17 protein-coding genes are annotated in these 17,323 nt (G+C 70.8%); 10 read left to right on the forward strand and 7 right to left on the reverse strand.

Annotated features, from left to right (window positions below):
- Positions 1-3: 3 nt before the first annotated feature.
- Both ABD830_RS04415 and pyrG read right to left on the reverse strand, forming a co-directional pair.
- Positions 4-606 (reverse strand): NUDIX domain-containing protein, encoded by a 603-nt coding sequence (locus ABD830_RS04415; RefSeq protein WP_344985030.1) that lies wholly within the window; start codon positions 604-606, stop codon positions 4-6.
- Complete coding sequence (gene pyrG, locus ABD830_RS04420) at positions 603-2,267, reverse strand: CTP synthase (protein WP_344985031.1); 1,665 nt, start codon at positions 2,265-2,267, stop codon at positions 603-605. Before pyrG ends, ABD830_RS04415 begins: the two co-directional genes overlap by 4 nt.
- A 110-nt stretch (positions 2,268-2,377) precedes the next feature.
- On the opposite strand from pyrG, the gene ABD830_RS04425 reads away from it, so the two are divergent.
- Together ABD830_RS04425 and ABD830_RS04430 are read left to right on the forward strand one after the other, a co-directional pair.
- On the forward strand, positions 2,378-3,040 hold the full coding sequence (locus tag ABD830_RS04425; RefSeq protein ID WP_344985032.1) for an acyltransferase: 663 nt from the start codon (positions 2,378-2,380) through the stop codon (positions 3,038-3,040).
- Between the two features lie 120 nt (positions 3,041-3,160).
- Positions 3,161-4,291, forward strand: coding sequence for an NAD(P)H-dependent flavin oxidoreductase (locus ABD830_RS04430; protein ID WP_344985033.1), 1,131 nt, complete (start codon positions 3,161-3,163; stop codon positions 4,289-4,291).
- On the opposite strand, the gene ABD830_RS04435 is transcribed toward ABD830_RS04430, so the two are convergent.
- From ABD830_RS04435 to ABD830_RS04445, 3 genes are read right to left on the reverse strand one after another with little or no spacing between them, the layout of a single operon-like run.
- Positions 4,236-5,246: an N-acetylglucosamine kinase gene (locus tag ABD830_RS04435; protein ID WP_344985034.1), complete on the reverse strand. Its 1,011-nt coding sequence runs from the start codon at positions 5,244-5,246 to the stop codon at positions 4,236-4,238. The two genes, ABD830_RS04430 and ABD830_RS04435, sit on opposite strands and share 56 nt — an antisense overlap.
- On the reverse strand, positions 5,243-6,145 hold the full coding sequence (locus ABD830_RS04440; RefSeq protein WP_344985035.1) for an N-acetylmuramic acid 6-phosphate etherase: 903 nt from the start codon (positions 6,143-6,145) through the stop codon (positions 5,243-5,245). Before ABD830_RS04440 ends, ABD830_RS04435 begins: the two co-directional genes overlap by 4 nt.
- A gap of 8 nt (positions 6,146-6,153) precedes the next feature.
- Positions 6,154-8,340 carry an alpha-N-acetylglucosaminidase gene (locus ABD830_RS04445; protein WP_344985036.1) on the reverse strand — a complete coding sequence of 729 codons (2,187 nt, stop codon included), beginning with the start codon at positions 8,338-8,340 and terminating at the stop codon, positions 6,154-6,156.
- A gap of 86 nt (positions 8,341-8,426) precedes the next feature.
- Between ABD830_RS04445 and ABD830_RS04450 the strand changes: the two genes are divergently transcribed.
- From ABD830_RS04450 to ABD830_RS04470, 5 genes are all read left to right on the forward strand, one after another.
- The gene (locus ABD830_RS04450; RefSeq protein ID WP_344985037.1) at positions 8,427-9,674 is read left to right on the forward strand and encodes an ROK family transcriptional regulator; all 1,248 of its coding nucleotides are present in this window, start codon (positions 8,427-8,429) and stop codon (positions 9,672-9,674) included.
- Positions 9,675-9,714: 40 nt separating this feature from the next.
- Positions 9,715-11,025 carry an ABC transporter substrate-binding protein gene (locus ABD830_RS04455; protein ID WP_344985038.1) on the forward strand — a complete coding sequence of 437 codons (1,311 nt, stop codon included), beginning with the start codon at positions 9,715-9,717 and terminating at the stop codon, positions 11,023-11,025.
- On the forward strand, positions 11,015-11,977 hold the full coding sequence (locus ABD830_RS04460) for a carbohydrate ABC transporter permease (protein ID WP_344985040.1): 963 nt from the start codon (positions 11,015-11,017) through the stop codon (positions 11,975-11,977). Before ABD830_RS04455 ends, ABD830_RS04460 begins: the two co-directional genes overlap by 11 nt.
- Positions 11,978-11,979: 2 nt before the next feature.
- The gene (locus tag ABD830_RS04465) at positions 11,980-12,795 is read left to right on the forward strand and encodes a carbohydrate ABC transporter permease (RefSeq protein WP_344985042.1); all 816 of its coding nucleotides are present in this window, start codon (positions 11,980-11,982) and stop codon (positions 12,793-12,795) included.
- Between the two features lie 82 nt (positions 12,796-12,877).
- Positions 12,878-13,477: a DUF4126 domain-containing protein gene (locus tag ABD830_RS04470; RefSeq protein WP_344985043.1), complete on the forward strand. Its 600-nt coding sequence runs from the start codon at positions 12,878-12,880 to the stop codon at positions 13,475-13,477.
- Here ABD830_RS04470 and ABD830_RS04475 read toward each other — a convergent pair.
- Positions 13,468-14,262 (reverse strand): alpha/beta fold hydrolase, encoded by a 795-nt coding sequence (locus tag ABD830_RS04475; RefSeq protein ID WP_344985044.1) that lies wholly within the window; start codon positions 14,260-14,262, stop codon positions 13,468-13,470. The two genes, ABD830_RS04470 and ABD830_RS04475, sit on opposite strands and share 10 nt — an antisense overlap.
- Before the next feature lie 126 nt (positions 14,263-14,388).
- Between ABD830_RS04475 and ABD830_RS04480 the strand changes: the two genes are divergently transcribed.
- The gene (locus tag ABD830_RS04480) at positions 14,389-14,994 is read left to right on the forward strand and encodes a hypothetical protein (protein WP_344985045.1); all 606 of its coding nucleotides are present in this window, start codon (positions 14,389-14,391) and stop codon (positions 14,992-14,994) included.
- A gap of 58 nt (positions 14,995-15,052) precedes the next feature.
- Positions 15,053-15,637, forward strand: coding sequence for a Uma2 family endonuclease (locus ABD830_RS04485; protein WP_344985046.1), 585 nt, complete (start codon positions 15,053-15,055; stop codon positions 15,635-15,637).
- Here ABD830_RS04485 and ABD830_RS04490 read toward each other — a convergent pair.
- A complete protein-coding gene (locus ABD830_RS04490) occupies positions 15,631-16,197 on the reverse strand; it encodes a hypothetical protein (protein ID WP_344985047.1) in 567 nt (188 codons plus the stop codon). The genes ABD830_RS04485 and ABD830_RS04490 overlap by 7 nt on opposite strands.
- Before the next feature lie 250 nt (positions 16,198-16,447).
- On the opposite strand from ABD830_RS04490, the gene ABD830_RS04495 reads away from it, so the two are divergent.
- Positions 16,448-17,323, forward strand: coding sequence for a serine protein kinase RIO (locus ABD830_RS04495; protein ID WP_344985048.1), 876 nt, complete (start codon positions 16,448-16,450; stop codon positions 17,321-17,323).

Consider the following 17,323-nt stretch of genomic DNA (forward strand, 5'->3'; position numbering starts at 1 on the left):
CCGTCACGCCTCAGGGGCGTCGGCGGGGCGCAACAGGGCGAACCCCTCAACCGAAGCCGCGTACGCGGCGAGGATACCGGCCACGGCCGGGGAATTGTGGATCATTCCCATGAGCGCCTTCTCGACCGCGTCCGCCAGCGGTACCCATTCGACCGGCATGTCGATCTCCTCGTGCCGGTGGACGAAGTCGGTCTCGACCTTGGTCAGGTCACGGGCGAGGAACACCCTGATCCGTTCGTCGCTCATGCCGGGCGAGGTGCGCAGGTCGACCAGCGTGTACCAGGTGTCGGCGCGGTAGCCCGCCTCCTCCTCGAGCTCGCGGGCGGCGCCGGCGAGCAGCGACTCGCCCTCGACGTCGCGGATGCCGGCGGGCAGCTCCCACATCAGCATGCGGGTGGGGTGGCGGTACTGCCTGATCAGCAGCACCCGGTCACGGTCGTCGAGCGCGAGCACGGCGACCGCGCCGGGATGCACCACGTAGTCGCGGTCGGCGACCTCGTCGCGGGGCATCTTCACCGTGTCCGTGACCACCTTGACGACGTGGCCCTGGAAGCGCTCCTTGGAGTCGAGGACGTCCCAGCCCTCGGGCGTGTCTTCTATTTTCACTTGCCGACCTTCGCGCCGACCCTGGCGTCCGCGTACTCCAGGGATGCGGTGATGAGGCCCTTGAACATCGGGTTGGCCCGCGTGGGGCGCGAGCGGAACTCGGGGTGCGCCTGCGTGCCGATGAAGAACGGGTGGATGTCGGTGGGCAGCTCGGTGTACTCGACCAGCCGGCCGTCGGGCGACAGGCCGGAGAAGACCAGGCCGACCTTCTCGAGCTGCTCGCGGTAGGCGTTGTTGACCTCGTAGCGGTGGCGGTGGCGCTCGTCGGCCTTGGCCTTGCCGCCGTACAGCTGCCTGGCCAGGGTGCCCTCGCCGAGCTTGGCGGTGTAGCTGCCCAGCCGCATGGTGCCGCCCATGTCGCGCTCGCCGGCGACGACGTCCTCCTGGTCGGCCATGGTGGAGATGACCGGGTGCTTGGTGTCGGGGTCGAACTCGGCGGAGTTGGCGTCCTCGATGCCGGCCATGTTGCGGGCGGCCTCGATGACCATGCCCTGCATGCCGAGGCAGATGCCGAGCAGCGGGATCTTGCCCTCACGGGCGTGGCGGATCGCGCCGATCTTGCCCTCGATGCCGCGTACGCCGAACCCGCCGGGGATCAGCACGCCGTCCACGCCGTCGAGCTCGCGCTCGGCGCCCTCGGGGGTCTCGCAGTCGTCGCTCTTGACCCACCGGATGTTGACGCGCGCGTCGTTGGCGAACCCGCCGGCCCGCAGGGCCTCGGTGACCGAGAGGTACGCGTCCGGCAGGTCGATGTACTTGCCGACCAGCGCGATCGTGACCTCCTTGGCCGGCCGGTGCACCCGGCGCAGGAGCTGCTCCCACTCCTTCCAGTCGACGTCCCTGAACGGCAGGCCGAGCCGGCGCACCACGTACGCGTCGAGCCCTTCGGAGTGGAGCACCTTGGGGATGTCGTAGATCGAGGCCGCGTCCACGGCGGAGACGACGGCGTCCTCGTCCACGTCGCACATCAGGCTGATCTTGCGCTTGATCGCCGTCTGCACGGGCCGGTCGGAGCGCAGGACGATCGCGTCCGGCTGGATGCCGATGCTGCGCAGCGCGGCGACGCTGTGCTGGGTCGGCTTGGTCTTGAGCTCGCCCGAGGGGCCGATGTACGGCAGCAGCGACACGTGCAGGAAGAACACGTTGTCGCGGCCGACCTCGTGCCTGATCTGCCGCACGGCCTCGAGGAACGGCAGCGACTCGATGTCGCCGACCGTGCCCCCGACCTCGGTGATGACCACGTCCACCTCAGGACCGGCCATGCCCCTGATGCGGTCCTTGATCTCGTTGGTGATGTGCGGGATGACCTGGACGGTGTCGCCCAGGTATTCGCCCCGCCGCTCCTTGGCGATGACGTTGGAGTAGATCTGCCCGGTGGTCACGTTGGCCGAGCCGTGCAGATGGGTGTCGAGGAACCGCTCGTAGTGGCCGACGTCGAGGTCGGTCTCCGCACCGTCGTCGGTGACGAACACCTCGCCGTGCTGGAAGGGGTTCATGGTCCCGGGGTCGACGTTCAGGTACGGGTCGAGCTTCTGCATGGTGACCCTGAGACCGCGTGCCTTGAGCAGGCGACCGAGGCTGGAGGCCGTGAGCCCCTTGCCGAGACTGGAGGCGACACCGCCGGTGACGAACAGATGCTTGGTTTGCGATGCGCTGCGCAAAGGGGCTCCCGTGGCTCGAGGTGTGGTCGAACTGTCCACGGGCTCTCAGGATATCAAACAACGCCCCCGACATGCCCGAACGGGTTGACCTAGCGGTAACTTTGGTCCCTATGTCATTAGTACGGCGGGCAGTGGGCACGCTGATTCACCGTGCCTACGGGGCGATCCGCCGCGCCGGCGCCATCTCCCCGTTGAGCCCCGCGGGCTACCGGTTCCGCCGGCTGGGCGACGGAGTCAGCATCGCGTTCCCCCCGGGCGCGATCTTCGGCGAGCAGTGGATCGAGATCGGCGACCACACGCTCATCGGCGAACGCGTGTCGCTCTCGTGCGGCATGATGCCGGGGGTGGACCTCGGGCCCGACTCGATCCTCCGCGTCGGCCACGGCTGCTCGATCGGCCGCGGCTCGCACATCGTGGCCCACCAGTCGGTCGACATCGGAGACGACGTCTTCACCGGCCCGTACGTCTACATCACCGACCAGAACCACGTCTACGACGACCCTGACGTCCCGATCGGGCGCCAGTGGCCCCGCAACAGCCCGGTCTCGATCGGCTCCGGCTCGTGGCTGGGAGCCGGAGCGATCATCCTCCCGGGCACGACGCTGGGCCGCCAGTGCGTGGTGGCGGCCGGGGCGGTGGTCCGCGGCACGTTCCCGGACCACAGCGTGGTCGCCGGCGTCCCGGCCAGGCTGGTACGCGGCTACTCGCCGGAACTCGGCTGGCACGCCCCACCCATCCCTCTCCCCCTGGACCGCCGCGCCACCGCCTCCTGACCCCACACCCGACATGGCCCCTTGCCACCGCCGACCGGCGCCGGGTCGGCGAGACGTGGGGCGGCGCAGCCGAGTGAACAGGGATGGACCGAACAAGCTTCTGCCGGATAGCGTCGAACCATGCGGACCGCCATCTGTGAGCGCCTGGGCATCGAGTTCCCGTTGTTCGCCTTCAGCCACTGCCGCGACGTGGTGGCCGCCGTCACCAACGCGGGCGGGTTCGGCGTGCTGGGCGCCATCGCGTACTCGCCCGAACAGCTCGACACCGAACTGACCTGGATCGACGGGCAGGTGAACGGCCGGCCGTACGGCGTGGACGTGCTCGTGCCCGGCAAGCTGGACGCCTCCGCGCTCGACCGGCAGGCGCACCTCATGGACTTCGTCCCCGACCGCCACCGCGACTTCGTCACCCATTTGCTGTCCAAGTACGGCGTGAGCACCCCCGTACAGCCGCTGACGGCGGTGGCGGACGAGCTCGGCAGGCGGGTGACGGCGACCGGGGCGACGGGGCTGATCGACGTGGCGCTCAAGCACCCGATCGGGCTCATCGCCAGCGCCCTGGGGCCGCCTCCGCCCGAGATGGTCGCCAAGGCCAGGGAGGCGGGCGTGCCGGTGGCGGCGCTGGTCGGCACGGTCGAGCACGCCCGCAGGCAGGTGGCGGCGGGCGCGGACCTCATCGTGGCGCAGGGCACCGAGGCGGGCGGGCACACCGGCGAGGTCTCCACGATGGTGCTGGTGCCGCAGGTCGTGGACGCGGTGGCCCCGACCCCCGTGCTGGCGGCGGGCGGCATCGCGTCAGGCAGGCAGATGGCGGCGGCCATGGCGCTCGGCGCGCAGGGCGTGTGGTGCGGCTCGGTCTGGCTGACCACGGAGGAGGCCGAGACGAGTCCGGCGGTCAAGCGGAAGTTCCTGGCCGCCTCGTCGCTGGACACGGTCCGGTCCAGGTCCCGTACGGGTAAGCCGGCCCGCCAGCTCAAGTCCGCCTGGACGGAGGAGTGGGACTCCGGCCAGGAGAGCCCGGGGCCGCTGGGGATGCCGCTGCAGCTGCTGGTGGCCGAGGGCGCGATGGCCCGCATCGGGGCGGCGGCCGAGAAGGGCGAGCCGGGAGCGCTGGAGCTGGTCAACTACTTCGTGGGCCAGGTGGTGGGCCAGCTCGACCAGATCAGACCGGCCCGCGAGGTGGTCTACGACATGATCAGCGAGTTCGGGGAGGCGGTGGAGCGGCTTCAGCGCCTGTCCGGCTCCGACTAGCCGCGAAGACGTACAGATACGGGTGGTGCGGCCGGACCTCACCACCCGCCGCGGCCCTGGCCAGGGCGAGCGCCCCGTCCGCCGAAGAGCCACGCGGCGGAGCGAACCTGGCCCCGGGCAGCAGGGCCCGTACGGTGCTCTGGAACGGCTCCGTCAGCAGGTCGGCAGCGTCGAACAGGCGCCCGCCCCAGGAGAAGACCGGGTCGAGCCCGGTCGCGGCGGCCACGGCGGTCTGGCCGAGCTGCCGCCCCGCCTCGGCCCAGATGTCCCGTGCGACCGGGTCACCCGCACGGGCCGCGTCGGCCACGGACGGCGCGAACGACGCCAGGTGGTGCGCCGGCGAGGCCGACTCGTAGACGAGCGCCACCAGGTCGAGGGGGTGGCCGAAGCGGGCGGTCAGGCGTTCGAGCAGGGGCGGTGAGCCGCCGGCCCGGCCGTCGTGGGCGCGCAGGGCGGCCTGGAGGCCGTGCATCCCCACCCAGGCGCCGCCGCCGTGGTCGCCGAGGAGGTGGCCCCATCCGTCGGACTGGTTCCATACGCCGTCCAGATCGGTGCCGAGGGTGATGACACCGGTTCCGGCGGCGACGACCACCCCCGGCTGGAACCCGAGCGCGCCCACGTGCGTGGTCACCATGTCGCCCGCCACCACGAGCGCCCCGAGCCCGAACCGCTCCCCCAGCGCGCGCCAGAGCGTCTCAGGGTCCCTGACCAGCCCGGGCAGCCCGGTCACCCCGACGGCCATCCCCGCGAACCGCTCGGGGACCGCCGGGACCGAGGGCCGGACCGCGTCCTCGACGACCGCCGCGATCCGGGCGGCGAGCCGTTCGAGGTCCACGCGGCCCCCGTCCCGGGGCACCGGGGCCGCGTCCTCCCCGTACGCGCTCTCCCCTCCGCTCTCGACCCGGACCCTGATCCCCCCGCCTCCGACGTCCACGCCCGCGAAGCCGCCGCTCATCCGGCCTGCCCGCCGAGCGCGGCGACGGCGGCGCGGACGCCCGGATGCGCGGCGAGCGCGGCCCGCGCCTGGTCGGGCGGGCAGCCGGTGAGGAGGCGCACGAGTGCCTCGGGGATCCGGCCGCCGCACTCCTCCAGGGCGGCGCGGCAGTCCTCCTTGGAGAGGCCGGTCGCCTCCGCGAGCAGGCTCACGGCCCGCTCGCGGAGCTTGGCGTTGGTGGCGACCAGCCCGACCATGAGATTCGAGTACGTCCGCCCGGCCTTGATCATGAGAGCCGTCGAGAACGCGTTCAGCAGCACCTTGGTCGCCGTACCTGCCTTGAGCCGCGTGGACCCGGTGAGCGCCTCGGGCCCGGTGTCCGCGACGACGAGGATGTCGGCCCGCTCCCGCAGGGGCGCCAGCGGGTTGCAGGTGATCAGCACGGTGAGCGCGCCGGCGGCCCGGGCGGCGCGCAGCGCGCCGGCCACGTACGGGGTGGACCCGGACGCCGTGATGCCGACCGCCACGTCGCGCTCGCCGAGGACCTGCGCGTCGGCGGCCCCGAGCTCCTCGGCGTCCTCCTGGTCGACGGACGAGTCCGTGAGCGCGGCGGCCCCGCCCGCGAAGTGCGCGGTGAAGAGCCCGCGCTCCACCCCGAACGTCGGCGTGATCTCCGTGGCGTCCAGCACCGCCAGCCGCCCCGACGCGCCGGCGCCGAAGTAGTGGACGCCTCCGCCCCCGGTCAGCCGGAGGTGCGCCTCGTCCACCGCGCGGGCGAGCGGACCGGTCGCGGCGCGCGCGGCCTCGACCGCCCTGGCGTCCTCGTCCAGCAGCAGCCGGAGGACGTCTCCCGACTCCAGCGTGTCTATGCCGGCGGTGCGCGGGTTGCGGCGTTCGGTCGGTGGTGCCACCTGGGCCATCGTGCTCCTCATCGTTCGTTCGGCTCGAATGCGCTCGCGTGGGCGGTGAACAGCCGGCGTGACTCCGCCGCCAGGTCGCCGAGGTCGCGCGGCGCCGGCGCCGGGCCCTCACGCAGGAACACCTCGGCGCGTTCACGGAGCCGTTCCCGCAGCTCCGCTTCGGAGGCGGTGGAGGCGTCGGGCGCGGCGAGCGCGCGGTCGAGGCCGCTCGCCCACAGCGCCCAGCGGTCGCGGTAGTAGCCGCCGACGAGCCCGCTCCAGTGCCGGCCGGCGTAGTCGTCGAGCAGGGGGCTGTCCGAGGTGCCCCACACCGTGATGATGCGGCGGGCGTTGTCGGCCAGCACGTCGCGGTCCGCGGTGTCGGCGGCCCACGACAGCGCCTTCGACTCCCAGTGCCGGAAGGTGTACTCGGGGCGGCAGGCCAGCACCCGGTCCAGGTCATCGAAGACCCGCAGGAACCGGTCGAGGCCGGGCGCGCTCGCCGCTCCCAGTCGTACCGACTCCTCCACGGCGTCGAGGTGATAGCGGTCGGCGACCCTGGCCATGAAGGCCACGCCCACCTCGACGAGATCGTGCCCCAGCGGACCGGCCTGCAGGGCGGGATCGTGCTCGGCCACCTCGATCATCCGCTCCCACGCCCGCGCCAGCACGGCCGGCTCGTACCAGAGGACGCGGGCGGCCTCGTCGCGGAGCTCGGCCACGCCGTCGGGGATCCGCGCGTACGAGGGGTTGGTGGTGAGCACGCCCTGGAACTGGTCGGGGGCGATCCGCACGCCCCGGGCGGCGTAGACGGTGTCCAGGAGCCCGCGCCAGGCCGCCCGCAGCTCGTCCGTCCACCGGTCCCCAGTGCCGTGACCCGTGCCGTAGCGGCGGGTCACGAAGGCGTCGAGCCAGGCGTCCAGGTCGGGGACCTCGTCCCAGATCTGGTCCGCGACGAGCTCGAAGAAGACGGGGTTGTTGCGGGTGGCCTCCATGGACAGGCCGAGGCCGGCGGGCGGGCCCGCCGCGGCCAGGGCCGCGTCGATCCCGGCCGGGACTCCGCGCAGGTCGGCGCCCGGGTCGGTGCGGCCGCCGAAATTGAGCAGCGCGCACCACAGCCAGGGTTTCCCGGAGAACTCCCGGAAGCGGCCCCACAGCGGATCGTGCTCCGCCCACAGGTCCGCCACGATCATCCGGTCGTCGGGGATCGCGTCGAGGAAGGCGTTGACGCGCTCCTCGGTCCAGAAGTCCCGCTGGTAGGAGAACGGCCAGGCCTGCATGAGCCAGACCGCGTCCGGGTCGGCGGCCCGCAGGCCGGCCAGCGTCGCCGCCGCCACGGCCCCGGGGAAGGCCGGGTCGGCGTCGATGGGGATCATCTCGATGAACGGGTCGGCGGCGTACACGTGGTCGGTGCCGAAGAGCTTGATCTGGGCGCGGGCGATCTCGGCGCCGATCCGCTCGTACAGCGGGTCGGCCGGGTCCAGGACCCAGGTCTCGAACCCCTGCCAGTGCCGGCGGCCGGCCCGCGCCGTCGAGGCGATCTCGTAGGGGACGTGCCCGGTGAAGGCCGGCAGCACAGGGGTCATGCCGAAGGCGCGCTCGCGGTCGAGGACGCGCGCCCCGAGCTCGCGATGGCTCTCGATCCACGAGGAGGGCAGCGGACCGGCGAAGCCGTCCAGGCAGCCCATGAACTGGAACGGCAGATAGCCCGGCCCGCCCAGGAAGCTCCGGATCCGCTGGTCGTCGAGGCCGAGGAGGGAGTAGGCGGCGTGCAGCGCGGCCTCGTGGCCGGTGACCGCGAGCGGCATCGTGATGCCGTGCAGGGCCATCCAGTCGATCTCGCGTTCCCAGTCGGCCCAGTCCCAGTACGGCATCGTGTAGCTGAAGGTGCAGAAGTTGAAGTAGTAGCCCTCGCGCACCCGCGCCGAGCCTTCGCGGAGCGGGGCGTCGGGCAGCGACGTCAGCCCCAGCGGCAGGACCGTGTCCCAGCCCACGGAGGCGCCGCAGCGGTCACGGAGATAGTGGTGGAGCGCGACCGAGGCGCTCACCCCGTCGGTCGCGGCGATGGTGAGCACGCCGCGCGCCGCCTCGTAGGCGTACTCGCGCCCGCCGCCGTCGCGGGCGGCGAACCGTACCGACTCGGCCACGGGCCCCAGCACGCGGTGGGCCAGGCCGCGGACAGTGTCCGCCCAGAGTGGGCCGTCACCGGACGACATCGCAGGTCACACCCCTCGACTAATTAGTTCCGTACGGTCCATAATTAATATGCTAGCGTACCGGCAACCGATGACAGGGAGAGGGCATGGAGCAGGTCGTGGCCGCCGGCACACAGTTCATGCGAGAGGTCAACACCGCCGCCGTCCTGCGGAAGCTGCGGGCCGAGTCCAGCATGAGCGTGTCCGCCCTGGCCAAGGCCGTGGGGCTCTCCCGCCAGGCGGTCACCCGTTCGCTCAACGCGCTGGCCACCGAGGGGCTCGTCGAGTTCGGTCCCCTCGACCGCGACTCCACCCGCGCGGGCCGGCCGGCGCAACTGGTGCGTTTCCGGGCGGAGGCGGGCCACGTGCTGGGCCTGTCGATCAGCCCGCAGGACGCGCGCGTGGCGGTGGCGGACCTGGCCGGGACGGTCACGGTGACCGACATGGTGCAGCTCGGCGCCGGTCGCGGCGGCGAGCAGGTGGTGGAGACGCTCCTGTCCACGGTGGACCGGGCGTTGCGCAGGGCCGGCATCACGACCGGCGACCTCTGGTTCGCCTCGGTGGGCACCCCCGGCATCGTCGACCCCTCCTGCGGGGTCATCAAGCTCATCCCGAGCATGCCCGGCCTGACCGGCGACCTCCTCGCGCGCCGGCTGAAGGAGACGCTCGGCTGCCCGGTCTACCTGGACAACGACGTCAAGCTGGCCACACAGGGCGAGCGGTGGCGGGACGCCGAACAGCGCGAGGACTCGCTGGTGATGATTCACTGGGGTGAGCGGGTCGGCGCCGGGATCGTGCTCAACGGCGAGCTCTACCGCGGCGCCTCCAACGACGCCGGCGACGTCGGCTTCCTCGACCTGTTCACCGAGGAGCCCGCCGGGTCCCGCCATCCGCAGGGCCTCGGCCCGTTCGAGGACCGGGTCGGCGGCACGGAGATCGTGCGGCTGGCCGCGGCTGCGGCCGGACGCGCCGGCGACGGCGCGCTCCTGGCCCGGATCGAGGCCGCGGGAGAGCAGGCGCTCGAGGCCGTGCTGGACGCCGTCGTCGACGGCAGCCCGGCGGCGCTGGAGGCCATCGACGTGGTGGCCCGCCGCTTCGCCAAGGGCATCGCCGTGATCAGGGCGATCCTCGACCCGCGGCTCATGGTCATCGGCGGGCCCCTGGCCAGATGCGGCGAGCCGCTGCTGGCGGCGCTCCGGCGGCATCTGTCCGGCCAGCCGTTGGAGCAGCCGGCCCTGGAGGTCTCCGCGCTCCAGGAGGACGCGGTCGTCCACGGGGCGCTGCTCCACTCGCTGGACGAGATCGAGCGAACCAGGTTCGGCCTGGTGAGAAGCGGTCGCCTTGAGGGCCGTTGAAGACACGACGCCACCCCCCTGATTGAGAAAGGTCATACGCATGACGAGACCAGCCCGGCGCGCGGCGGTCGCGGCGCTCAGCGTCACGACGGCGTTCGCTCTGACGGCCTGCGCCGGCACCAGCGGCTCCGGCGGAAATACGGCGACCAAGGTCGACGTATCGACCACCATTCCCAACGACCCGGTGACGCTCACCCTGGCCTACACGAACGACCCGCCCACCAAGGCGCTCATCGACGGCTTCACCCAGAAGCATCCGAACGTCACCATCAAGCCCCAGATGACGCCGTTCAACGACTACATCAAGTCCATCAAACTGGCGATGTCGGGGGACGCGGCACCCGACATCGCCCAGTACAACCCGGGCGCGATGAACTCCCTGGTCCCGGCCGGCCTCATCCTCGACCTGAGCCCGTGGTCCAAGGCGTACGGCTGGACCACCAAGTTCCCGCCGGCCAGCCTCGAGGTCCTCAGCTCCGACAAGTCGGCCAAGCAGTTCGGGACCGGCAGCCTGTACGCCGTCCCCGGCGGGCTCTCCGTGCTCGGCGTCTTCTACAACAAGAAGATCGTTAAAGAGGCGCCGAAGACGCTGGCCGACTTCGAGGCCGCGATGCAGAAGGCCAAGGACGCCGGCCAGACGCCGCTGAGCAACGGCGCGCTCCAGGTCGGCGGTTTCCACCTCTGGAACGCGCTGCTCAACGTCACCGGCGACGTCAACGACTACCGGTCGTGGGTGTACGGCAAGCCGGGCGCGACGATCGAGAACCCGGCCGCGCTGAAGGCCACCCAGACGCTGACCGACTGGGCGAAGAAGGGCTACATCTCCAGCGGGGCGAGCGCCACGGCGGACCCCGACGCGCTGGCGAGCTTCGCGAAGGGCAAGAGCGCGTTCCTGATCACCGGTAACTGGGGCGCCTCCGCGCTGGAGACGGAGATGAAGGACGACGTGGGCTTCTTCCTCATGCCCACTCCGTCGGGCGAGCCTGCGAAGGTCGCCTCGGGGGCGAGCGTGGCGTACGCCATCTCGTCGAAGTCCAAGAACCCGAACGTCGCCGCGGCCTTCCTCGACTACCTGAGCTCGCCGGAGGCGGCGAAGATCGAGTTCGAGGGCGGGTTCATGCCGGTCGACACCAAGGCCGAGCTGGGCGCCACGGGGCTGCGCGGCGACATCGCGAGCGCCTTCGCTCCGGTGGCGCAGGGCAACGGGATCGTGCCGTTCCCCGACTTCGCCTCCCCCGGCATGATCGACAAGCTGACTCCGGGCATCCAGGGTCTCATCAGCGGCAAGATGGCCCCCGACGCCTTCCTGAAGTCCCTGCAGGAGTCGTGGGACGGACATCATGGCTCGTGATCTGAGCCCGGCTGTCTCCCCGCCGCGGGCCGCTCAGGCCCGCGGCGGGGGGCGGGTGACCGACGGGCCGGCCCCGCCGCCACGACGGCCGGGGCGGCGGGCGCGCGGCTGGCTGTACGTGCTGCCCGCGGTCGCGGTGTACCTGGGCTTCGCCATCTGGCCGGCGCTGAACACGCTCCGCCTGTCCCTCCTGACCTGGGACGGGATCCTGCCGGCGGAGTGGGCGGGCCTGTCCAACTACGTCAAGATTTTCCGTGATTCGCAGCTGTACGAGGCCATCCTGCACAGCCTCGCGCTGATCATCTTCTTCTCGGTCATCCCCATCGGCGTCGGGCTGCTCATGACGGCGCTCCTGATGGGCAAGGTGCGGCGGGGAATGACGTTCTTCCGGATCGTCTTCTTCCTCCCCCAGGTGCTGCCGCTCGTCGCCGTCGGCATCACCTGGCGGTGGCTCTACAGCGAGTCCGGAGTCGTCAACCAGTTCCTCGACCTGGTGGGGCTCGGGTCGATCACCCGCGCCTGGCTGGGCGACTACGGCCTGGCGCTGGTTGCGCTCGGCCTGATCGGGACCTGGGTGATGAGCGGGCTGTGCATGATGCTCTTCCTGGCCGGTGCGCAGAAGATCGACCCGTCCCTGTACGAAGCCGCCAGGCTCGACGGAGCGGGGGCGTTCCGGCAGTTCCGGCACGTCACCGTGCCCGGGGTGCGCAGGGAGATCACGGTCGCCGGCGTCATCACCACCATCTCGGCGCTGGCCAGCTTCGACCTCGTCTTCGTCACCACGAACGGCGGTCCGGCGGGCCAGACCAACGTGCCCGGCCTGCTCGTCTACCGGCTGGCCTTCAACGAGGGCGACATCGGCGGCGCCAGCGCGCTGGCCGTCGTGCTGACCGTGATCGTGGTCGCCGTCGTCAGCGCCGTCCGATACTTCACCAGGGATGATGAGAGTTGAGCATGCGCGGCGGTGTCAGTGTCCGGTACGGAGTCCTCGTCCTGCTGGCGGTCATGGTGCTGGTGCCCTTCGCCGGCATCGTCCTGGCCGCCCTGCATCCCTCGGGCGCGCAGCTCGACGGGCTGAGCATCCCGGACCGGTGGTCGTGGGAGACCTTCGCGCTCGCGTGGGAGCGGGGGAACTTCACGAACCTCATGCGTTCGAGCGTGCTGATCGCGGTCTTCGTGGTGCCGCTCGCGGTGGCGATGGCCACGCTCGCCGGCTACGGGCTGGCGATACTCAAGGTGTGGGGGCACCGGACGCTGTCGTTCGGGTTCGTGATGGGGCTGACGCTGCCGATCGAGGTCATCGTGGTGGCGCTCTACTTCAACCTGCGCGAGGTCGGCCTCACCAACTCCTACCTCGGCGTCATCCTGGCCGAGGCGGCGCTGTTCATGCCGTTCGGGGTGTACTGGATGCAGACGCACTTCTCGAACGTGCCCGACGAACTCGTCGAGGCGGCGCGCATCGACGGCGCCAGGGACCTCGTGGTGCTGGTGCGGGTGCTGCTGCCCATCTCGTGGCCCGCGGTGACCACGCTGTCAGTGCTGTACTTCATGTGGTCGTGGAACCAGTTCATGCTGGTGCTGGTCATGATGCAGGACCCGGACCGGCGCACGGCTCCGAGCGGCCTGGGACTCTTCGTCGGCCAGTACACGACGGACATCCCGTTGCTGGCGGCGGCCTGCCTGATCGTCATCGCCCCGATCGTCGTCGTGTACCTCGTCTTCCAGCGCAGCTTCGTCAGCGGCATCACGCAGGGCGCCATCAAGGGCTGACCCACCGCCCCCCGGTCGGCGGGATGAATCGGATCCGGCCTTACGGACATCATGGACGCGACAGCGCGGGCAGACTAGGGACATGTTCGCCGCATTGACCGGCCTGGGGCTGTCCACGGCCGCCGGGCTGAACGCCTACATCCCACTCCTGGTCGTGGGCGTCCTGGCCAATCTCACGGACGCCGTGAAGCTCCCCGACGGCTACTCCTGGCTGTCCAACTGGGGCGTGCTCGCCGTGATCGCCGTCCTGCTGGTGGCCGAGTTCGTCCTGGACAAGGTGCCCGCCGTGGACAGCGTCAACGACACCATCCAGACCGTGGTCCGCCCGGCGGCTGGCGGCGTGGTCTTCTCCGCCACGAGCGCCGCGGCCGAGCTGGACCACTCCACCTGGATGACCGAGCACCCATGGGCCGGCTGGCTGCTGGGCATCGTGATGGCGCTGGCCGTACACGCGATCAAGGCCACCGCCCGTCCGATGATCAACGTCGGTACGGCGGGCGTGGGCGCCCCGGTGGTGAGCACGATTGAGGACGCGGGCTCGTTCGGCATGAGCGTGGTCGCCGTCTTCGCCCCCGTGCTGGTGATCGTCGCGCTGCTCGCGCTCGCCGTGCTGGCGTGGTGGGCGATCAGACGGGTACGCCGCTTCCGCGCCCGCAGGCAGGCGGCACGCCGTCAGCTCTGAGCGCCCAGCCACTCCTCCACCAGGTCCACGAACTCGCCGGGGCGCTCCTCGTGCAGCCGGTGGCTGGCGCCCTCCCAGCACACGACCTTGGACGCGGGGTCCTTGAGCAGACCCGACTCCCAGCTCGCCTGTTCCTGGTCCGACCAGATCGACAGCACGGGGCAGCGCCTGCGCGCCAGGTAGTCGTCGCTGGCCGGGCGTACGCCGATGGCGTCGGGAGCCGTGAACATGGCCTCGAACGCCTGCGCCAGCACGTGCGGCGGCATGCCGTACAGCCTGCGCTTGTGCCAGCGCCTGATGACCGGGGGCGTGCCGGCGTTCGTGCACCACTTGTCGATCCGCTCGGCAGCGGCGTGGGGGTGCTCGCCGCGCAGGCCCGCGATCGTCTTCGGGAAGCGGGAGGCGACCCTGTCCGTCATGCCGTAGCCGGGATCGACGGCGACGAGGCCGCGCACGAGCTCGGGGTGCTCGACGGCGAGGATGGACACGACCTGGGCGCCCATCGAGTGCCCGACGGCGACCACCTGGGGGACGCCGAGGATGCCCAGGAGAACGCTCAGGTCCTCGGCCATCATGCGCGGGGTGTTGCCGTCATCCGGGACGGACGAGTAGCCGTGCCCGCGCAGGTCGACGGCGACCACCCGGTGGGCGGCGGCCAGCGCGTCGATGTGCCAGGACCACTGGTGGGAGTCGGCGCCCCACCCGTGGACGAGCAGCAACGGCGGCCCTTCCCCGTCATCGGTGTAGAAGAGCCGGATATCTCCACCCACGTCCGCGTACGGCATCTCCCTCGCCCTCCTCCCTGAGCACTGAAGCACAGCCCGACCACTCCAATCAAGTGCTTGCTTGGTACGTCGTCGCGCCATACCCGCCCCGGCGCACTATCCTCAAATCATCAACACCGACGGGGGGTGACGAAGATCAGCGAGTTGGTTGTCGTCGTACTGGTGATCCTGATGTTCCTCCTGCTGCTGGGAGGCGCGGGCATCTATCTCCTGGTCAAGCTCGGCAGGAAGGCGGCGGTCAAGGCCAAGCAGGCCACGACGCGGCTCACCACGCAGGTCAACGCCATGGGCACGGGCGACGCCGCCGAGGTCGAGCGCCTCCGGCTCGACCTGCGCCGCGAGGTGTCCCTCACCCGCCAGGCCGTCGAGCACGCCCAACGCCAGGGCTGGGGCCTCGGCGACCTGCCCCGCCTCATGGCCGACCTGTCGGCGCAGGCGGACGTCCACGACGGCCAGCTCGGCATGTACGCCCAGCAGCGCCGCATGTCGCCGTACGTCGACCACGCCACGCTCGGCCGGCTCAGGGAGCACCAGGCCAAGCTGACGGCCATGTGCGCCCGCATCCGCGCCGACCTCCTGGGCGACCAGGTCCGGCACACGGCCACGGGCATCGCCGACCTCAGCTCACGCACCGATCTGGAGATCGAGGCCCGCCGGCACGCCCCTGACCCGCTGGACCAGATCGACGAGCTCTACCGCCGCTCGATGGAGGAACGCAAAGACTCCCCTTGAAGACTACAGAACGTGGCACAATGGATGCGCCGCGTAAGATCACTGAGGAGGCAGCTCGATGACCACGGCCTTTCCTGAGTGGTTCTACCCCGGCCCACCCGGCGGCTGGACCGCCGACATGCTCGATCACCTTCCCCCCGACGCGCCCCGGCACGTCGAACTGATCGATGGGTCGCTCATCATGATGTCGCCGCAGACCGCCTTCCATATGTATGCGGTTCGCCTGTTCGAGAATCAACTCAATCCTCCGGAGGATCTCGCAGTCGTTCGCGAGATGACGGTGACTCTCGGACTGCGCCAGCGGCCCGAACCGGATGTCCTCCTGGTCAGAAGGTCTGCGATCGGCGATGAGACAACCTCCTATAAACCGGAGGACGTGCATCTGGTGGTCGAAGTGACATCAGCCGAGTCGCTGGAGAGAGACCGGACCACCAAACCAATCAAATACTCGAATGCCGGCATCAGGTACTTCTGGCGCGTGGAAAAGGAAGGCGGCCTGCCAGTGGTGTACACATTCGAGCTCGAGCCGGCAGTCAAGGCCTACGTTCCCACTGGCATCCATCACAAGCGGCTTCGGACCGACATCGGGTTCGAGGTGGACATCGACCTCTATCTGGAATGGCCGCCTCGCAGCGGTCAGTAATCTCCCCACTCGCTGTAGATGAGCGCGGCGAGCTCCGCCTCCGTGGCGCCGCTGTTGGCCAGGGCCTTGGTGGCCTGGGCCTGGGCTATGGTGGGGAGGCGGCCCTCGAGGAGGATGGGCAGCGACAGCCGCCGCAGCAGCACCTCGGACTCCGAGATCCCTTTCCCGTACGGCCTGCGCGTCACGGCCACGTTCACCCGCAGCGCGTGCTCGTTGCCCGGCGGAACGGCGGGGCGGTCGATCTCGATGGCGGAGTAGCGGAAGCCGTTCGCCAGATCGCAGGGGACGCACCCGGCCGGGCCCCGGCTGAGCCGGCCGCCGCATTCGGGGCAGGTCAGCCGGTCGTAGGCGGCGTCCACCACGCGCCACGGGTGCTTGTCGGGCTCGTCGGCGACCATCTCGGCGATGACGCGCTCGTCGGCCGGCCGGGACGTGCCGAACTCACGCTCCAGGAACTCCCGCCAGCCCTCCTCGACGATCTCGTCCACCAGTCCCGCGCACCGCGCGCATCCATGGGCGCCGGCGGGCTCCCAGTGGTCGCATTCAGGGCAACGTCGCATGTCCCGCACCGTACAAGCCAGGCCGGGGCCGCCGCACCGCATTTACGCCGGGCCATAAATGGGTTGCGGGCCCTCGCGCGGCCCCGGCATACTCAGGCGCGTTGATCGCTGAGCCTTGGCGCGAAGGGAGGATGAGACCGTGATGACGACTGTTCGCGTGCCGTTTTCCGCGTCCCCATTCCCTCCCACCGGGCGTCCGCCACTGATCTGATCGGCGCACCGGTGGGCTCACACCTGGAGCAATCCCACCGTGCCGAAGCACTCGCAACACCGCACCCGTGGCAAGAACGCCCTCGACGCCGACGACATCGAGTGGCTGGAGAACACCCCCGAGACCGACGACGGGCCGCCCGAGGGTGACCGCTGGTCCACCTGGGACCAGAGCACACCGACGGAGAAGGGGCCCAGGCCGTACCCCGGCTGGCTGGTCACCGAGCTGGCCGCCGTCGACACCGAGTACGGCGTGCTCAAGACCGGCAAGGAAGCCGACGTCCACCTGATCTCCCGGGGCGTGCCCGGCACGGACCGGGTCTGCCTGCTGGCCGCCAAGCGCTACCGTTCTTCCGACCACCGGCTCTTCCACCGCGACTCCGGCTACCTGGAGGGCCGCAGGACCCGCGAGAGCCGCATGAACCGCGCCATGGCCAACCGCACGGCGTTCGGCAAGCAGGTGATCGCCGCCCAGTGGGCGGTGGCCGAGTTCTCGGCCCTGTGCCGGCTGTGGGAGCTGGGGGTTCCCGTGCCGTACCCGGTGCAGATCGTCGAGACCGAGATCCTGCAGGAGTTCATCGGGACGGACGACGGGTACGCGGCGCCGCGGCTGGCCCAGGTGTCCGAGGGCCTGGACGATCTATGGGAGCAGCTCGTGGCGGCCATGGTCACGCTGGCCAGGGAGGGGCTGGCCCATGGCGACCTGTCGCCGTACAACCTGCTGGTCCATGACGGGAGGCTGGTGATCATCGACCTGCCGCAGATCGTGGACGTGATCGCGCACCCGACCGGCCCGTCCTTCCTCGATCGGGATGCGAACAACGTCGCCACCTGGTTCGCCGCCAAGGGCGTCCCGACCGCGGACCCGGACTCCCTCGCCGCCCTCCTCCGCAAGGAGGCCGGGCTGACCCCGTGA

It is taken from the genome of Nonomuraea helvata (assembly GCF_039535785.1).
GTDB lineage: Bacteria > Actinomycetota > Actinomycetes > Streptosporangiales > Streptosporangiaceae > Nonomuraea > Nonomuraea helvata.

What these genes read in the sequence shown, in the direction of transcription:
- ABD830_RS04425 (WP_344985032.1), top strand. Translation starts at nt 2,378, where the DNA reads ATGTCATTAGTACGGCGGGCAGTGGGCACGCTGATTCACCGTGCCTAC.
- ABD830_RS04470 (WP_344985043.1), top strand. Translation starts at nt 12,878, where the DNA reads ATGTTCGCCGCATTGACCGGCCTGGGGCTGTCCACGGCCGCCGGGCTG.
- ABD830_RS04475 (WP_344985044.1), bottom strand. Translation starts at nt 14,262, where the DNA reads ATGCCGTACGCGGACGTGGGTGGAGATATCCGGCTCTTCTACACCGAT.
- ABD830_RS04430 (WP_344985033.1), top strand. Translation starts at nt 3,161, where the DNA reads ATGCGGACCGCCATCTGTGAGCGCCTGGGCATCGAGTTCCCGTTGTTC.
- ABD830_RS04445 (WP_344985036.1), bottom strand. Translation starts at nt 8,340, where the DNA reads ATGTCGTCCGGTGACGGCCCACTCTGGGCGGACACTGTCCGCGGCCTG.
- ABD830_RS04435 (WP_344985034.1), bottom strand. Translation starts at nt 5,246, where the DNA reads ATGAGCGGCGGCTTCGCGGGCGTGGACGTCGGAGGCGGGGGGATCAGG.
- ABD830_RS04460 (WP_344985040.1), top strand. Translation starts at nt 11,015, where the DNA reads ATGGCTCGTGATCTGAGCCCGGCTGTCTCCCCGCCGCGGGCCGCTCAG.
- ABD830_RS04450 (WP_344985037.1), top strand. Translation starts at nt 8,427, where the DNA reads ATGGAGCAGGTCGTGGCCGCCGGCACACAGTTCATGCGAGAGGTCAAC.
- ABD830_RS04440 (WP_344985035.1), bottom strand. Translation starts at nt 6,145, where the DNA reads ATGGCCCAGGTGGCACCACCGACCGAACGCCGCAACCCGCGCACCGCC.
- ABD830_RS04490 (WP_344985047.1), bottom strand. Translation starts at nt 16,197, where the DNA reads ATGCGACGTTGCCCTGAATGCGACCACTGGGAGCCCGCCGGCGCCCAT.
- ABD830_RS04465 (WP_344985042.1), top strand. Translation starts at nt 11,980, where the DNA reads ATGCGCGGCGGTGTCAGTGTCCGGTACGGAGTCCTCGTCCTGCTGGCG.
- ABD830_RS04485 (WP_344985046.1), top strand. Translation starts at nt 15,053, where the DNA reads ATGACCACGGCCTTTCCTGAGTGGTTCTACCCCGGCCCACCCGGCGGC.
- ABD830_RS04455 (WP_344985038.1), top strand. Translation starts at nt 9,715, where the DNA reads ATGACGAGACCAGCCCGGCGCGCGGCGGTCGCGGCGCTCAGCGTCACG.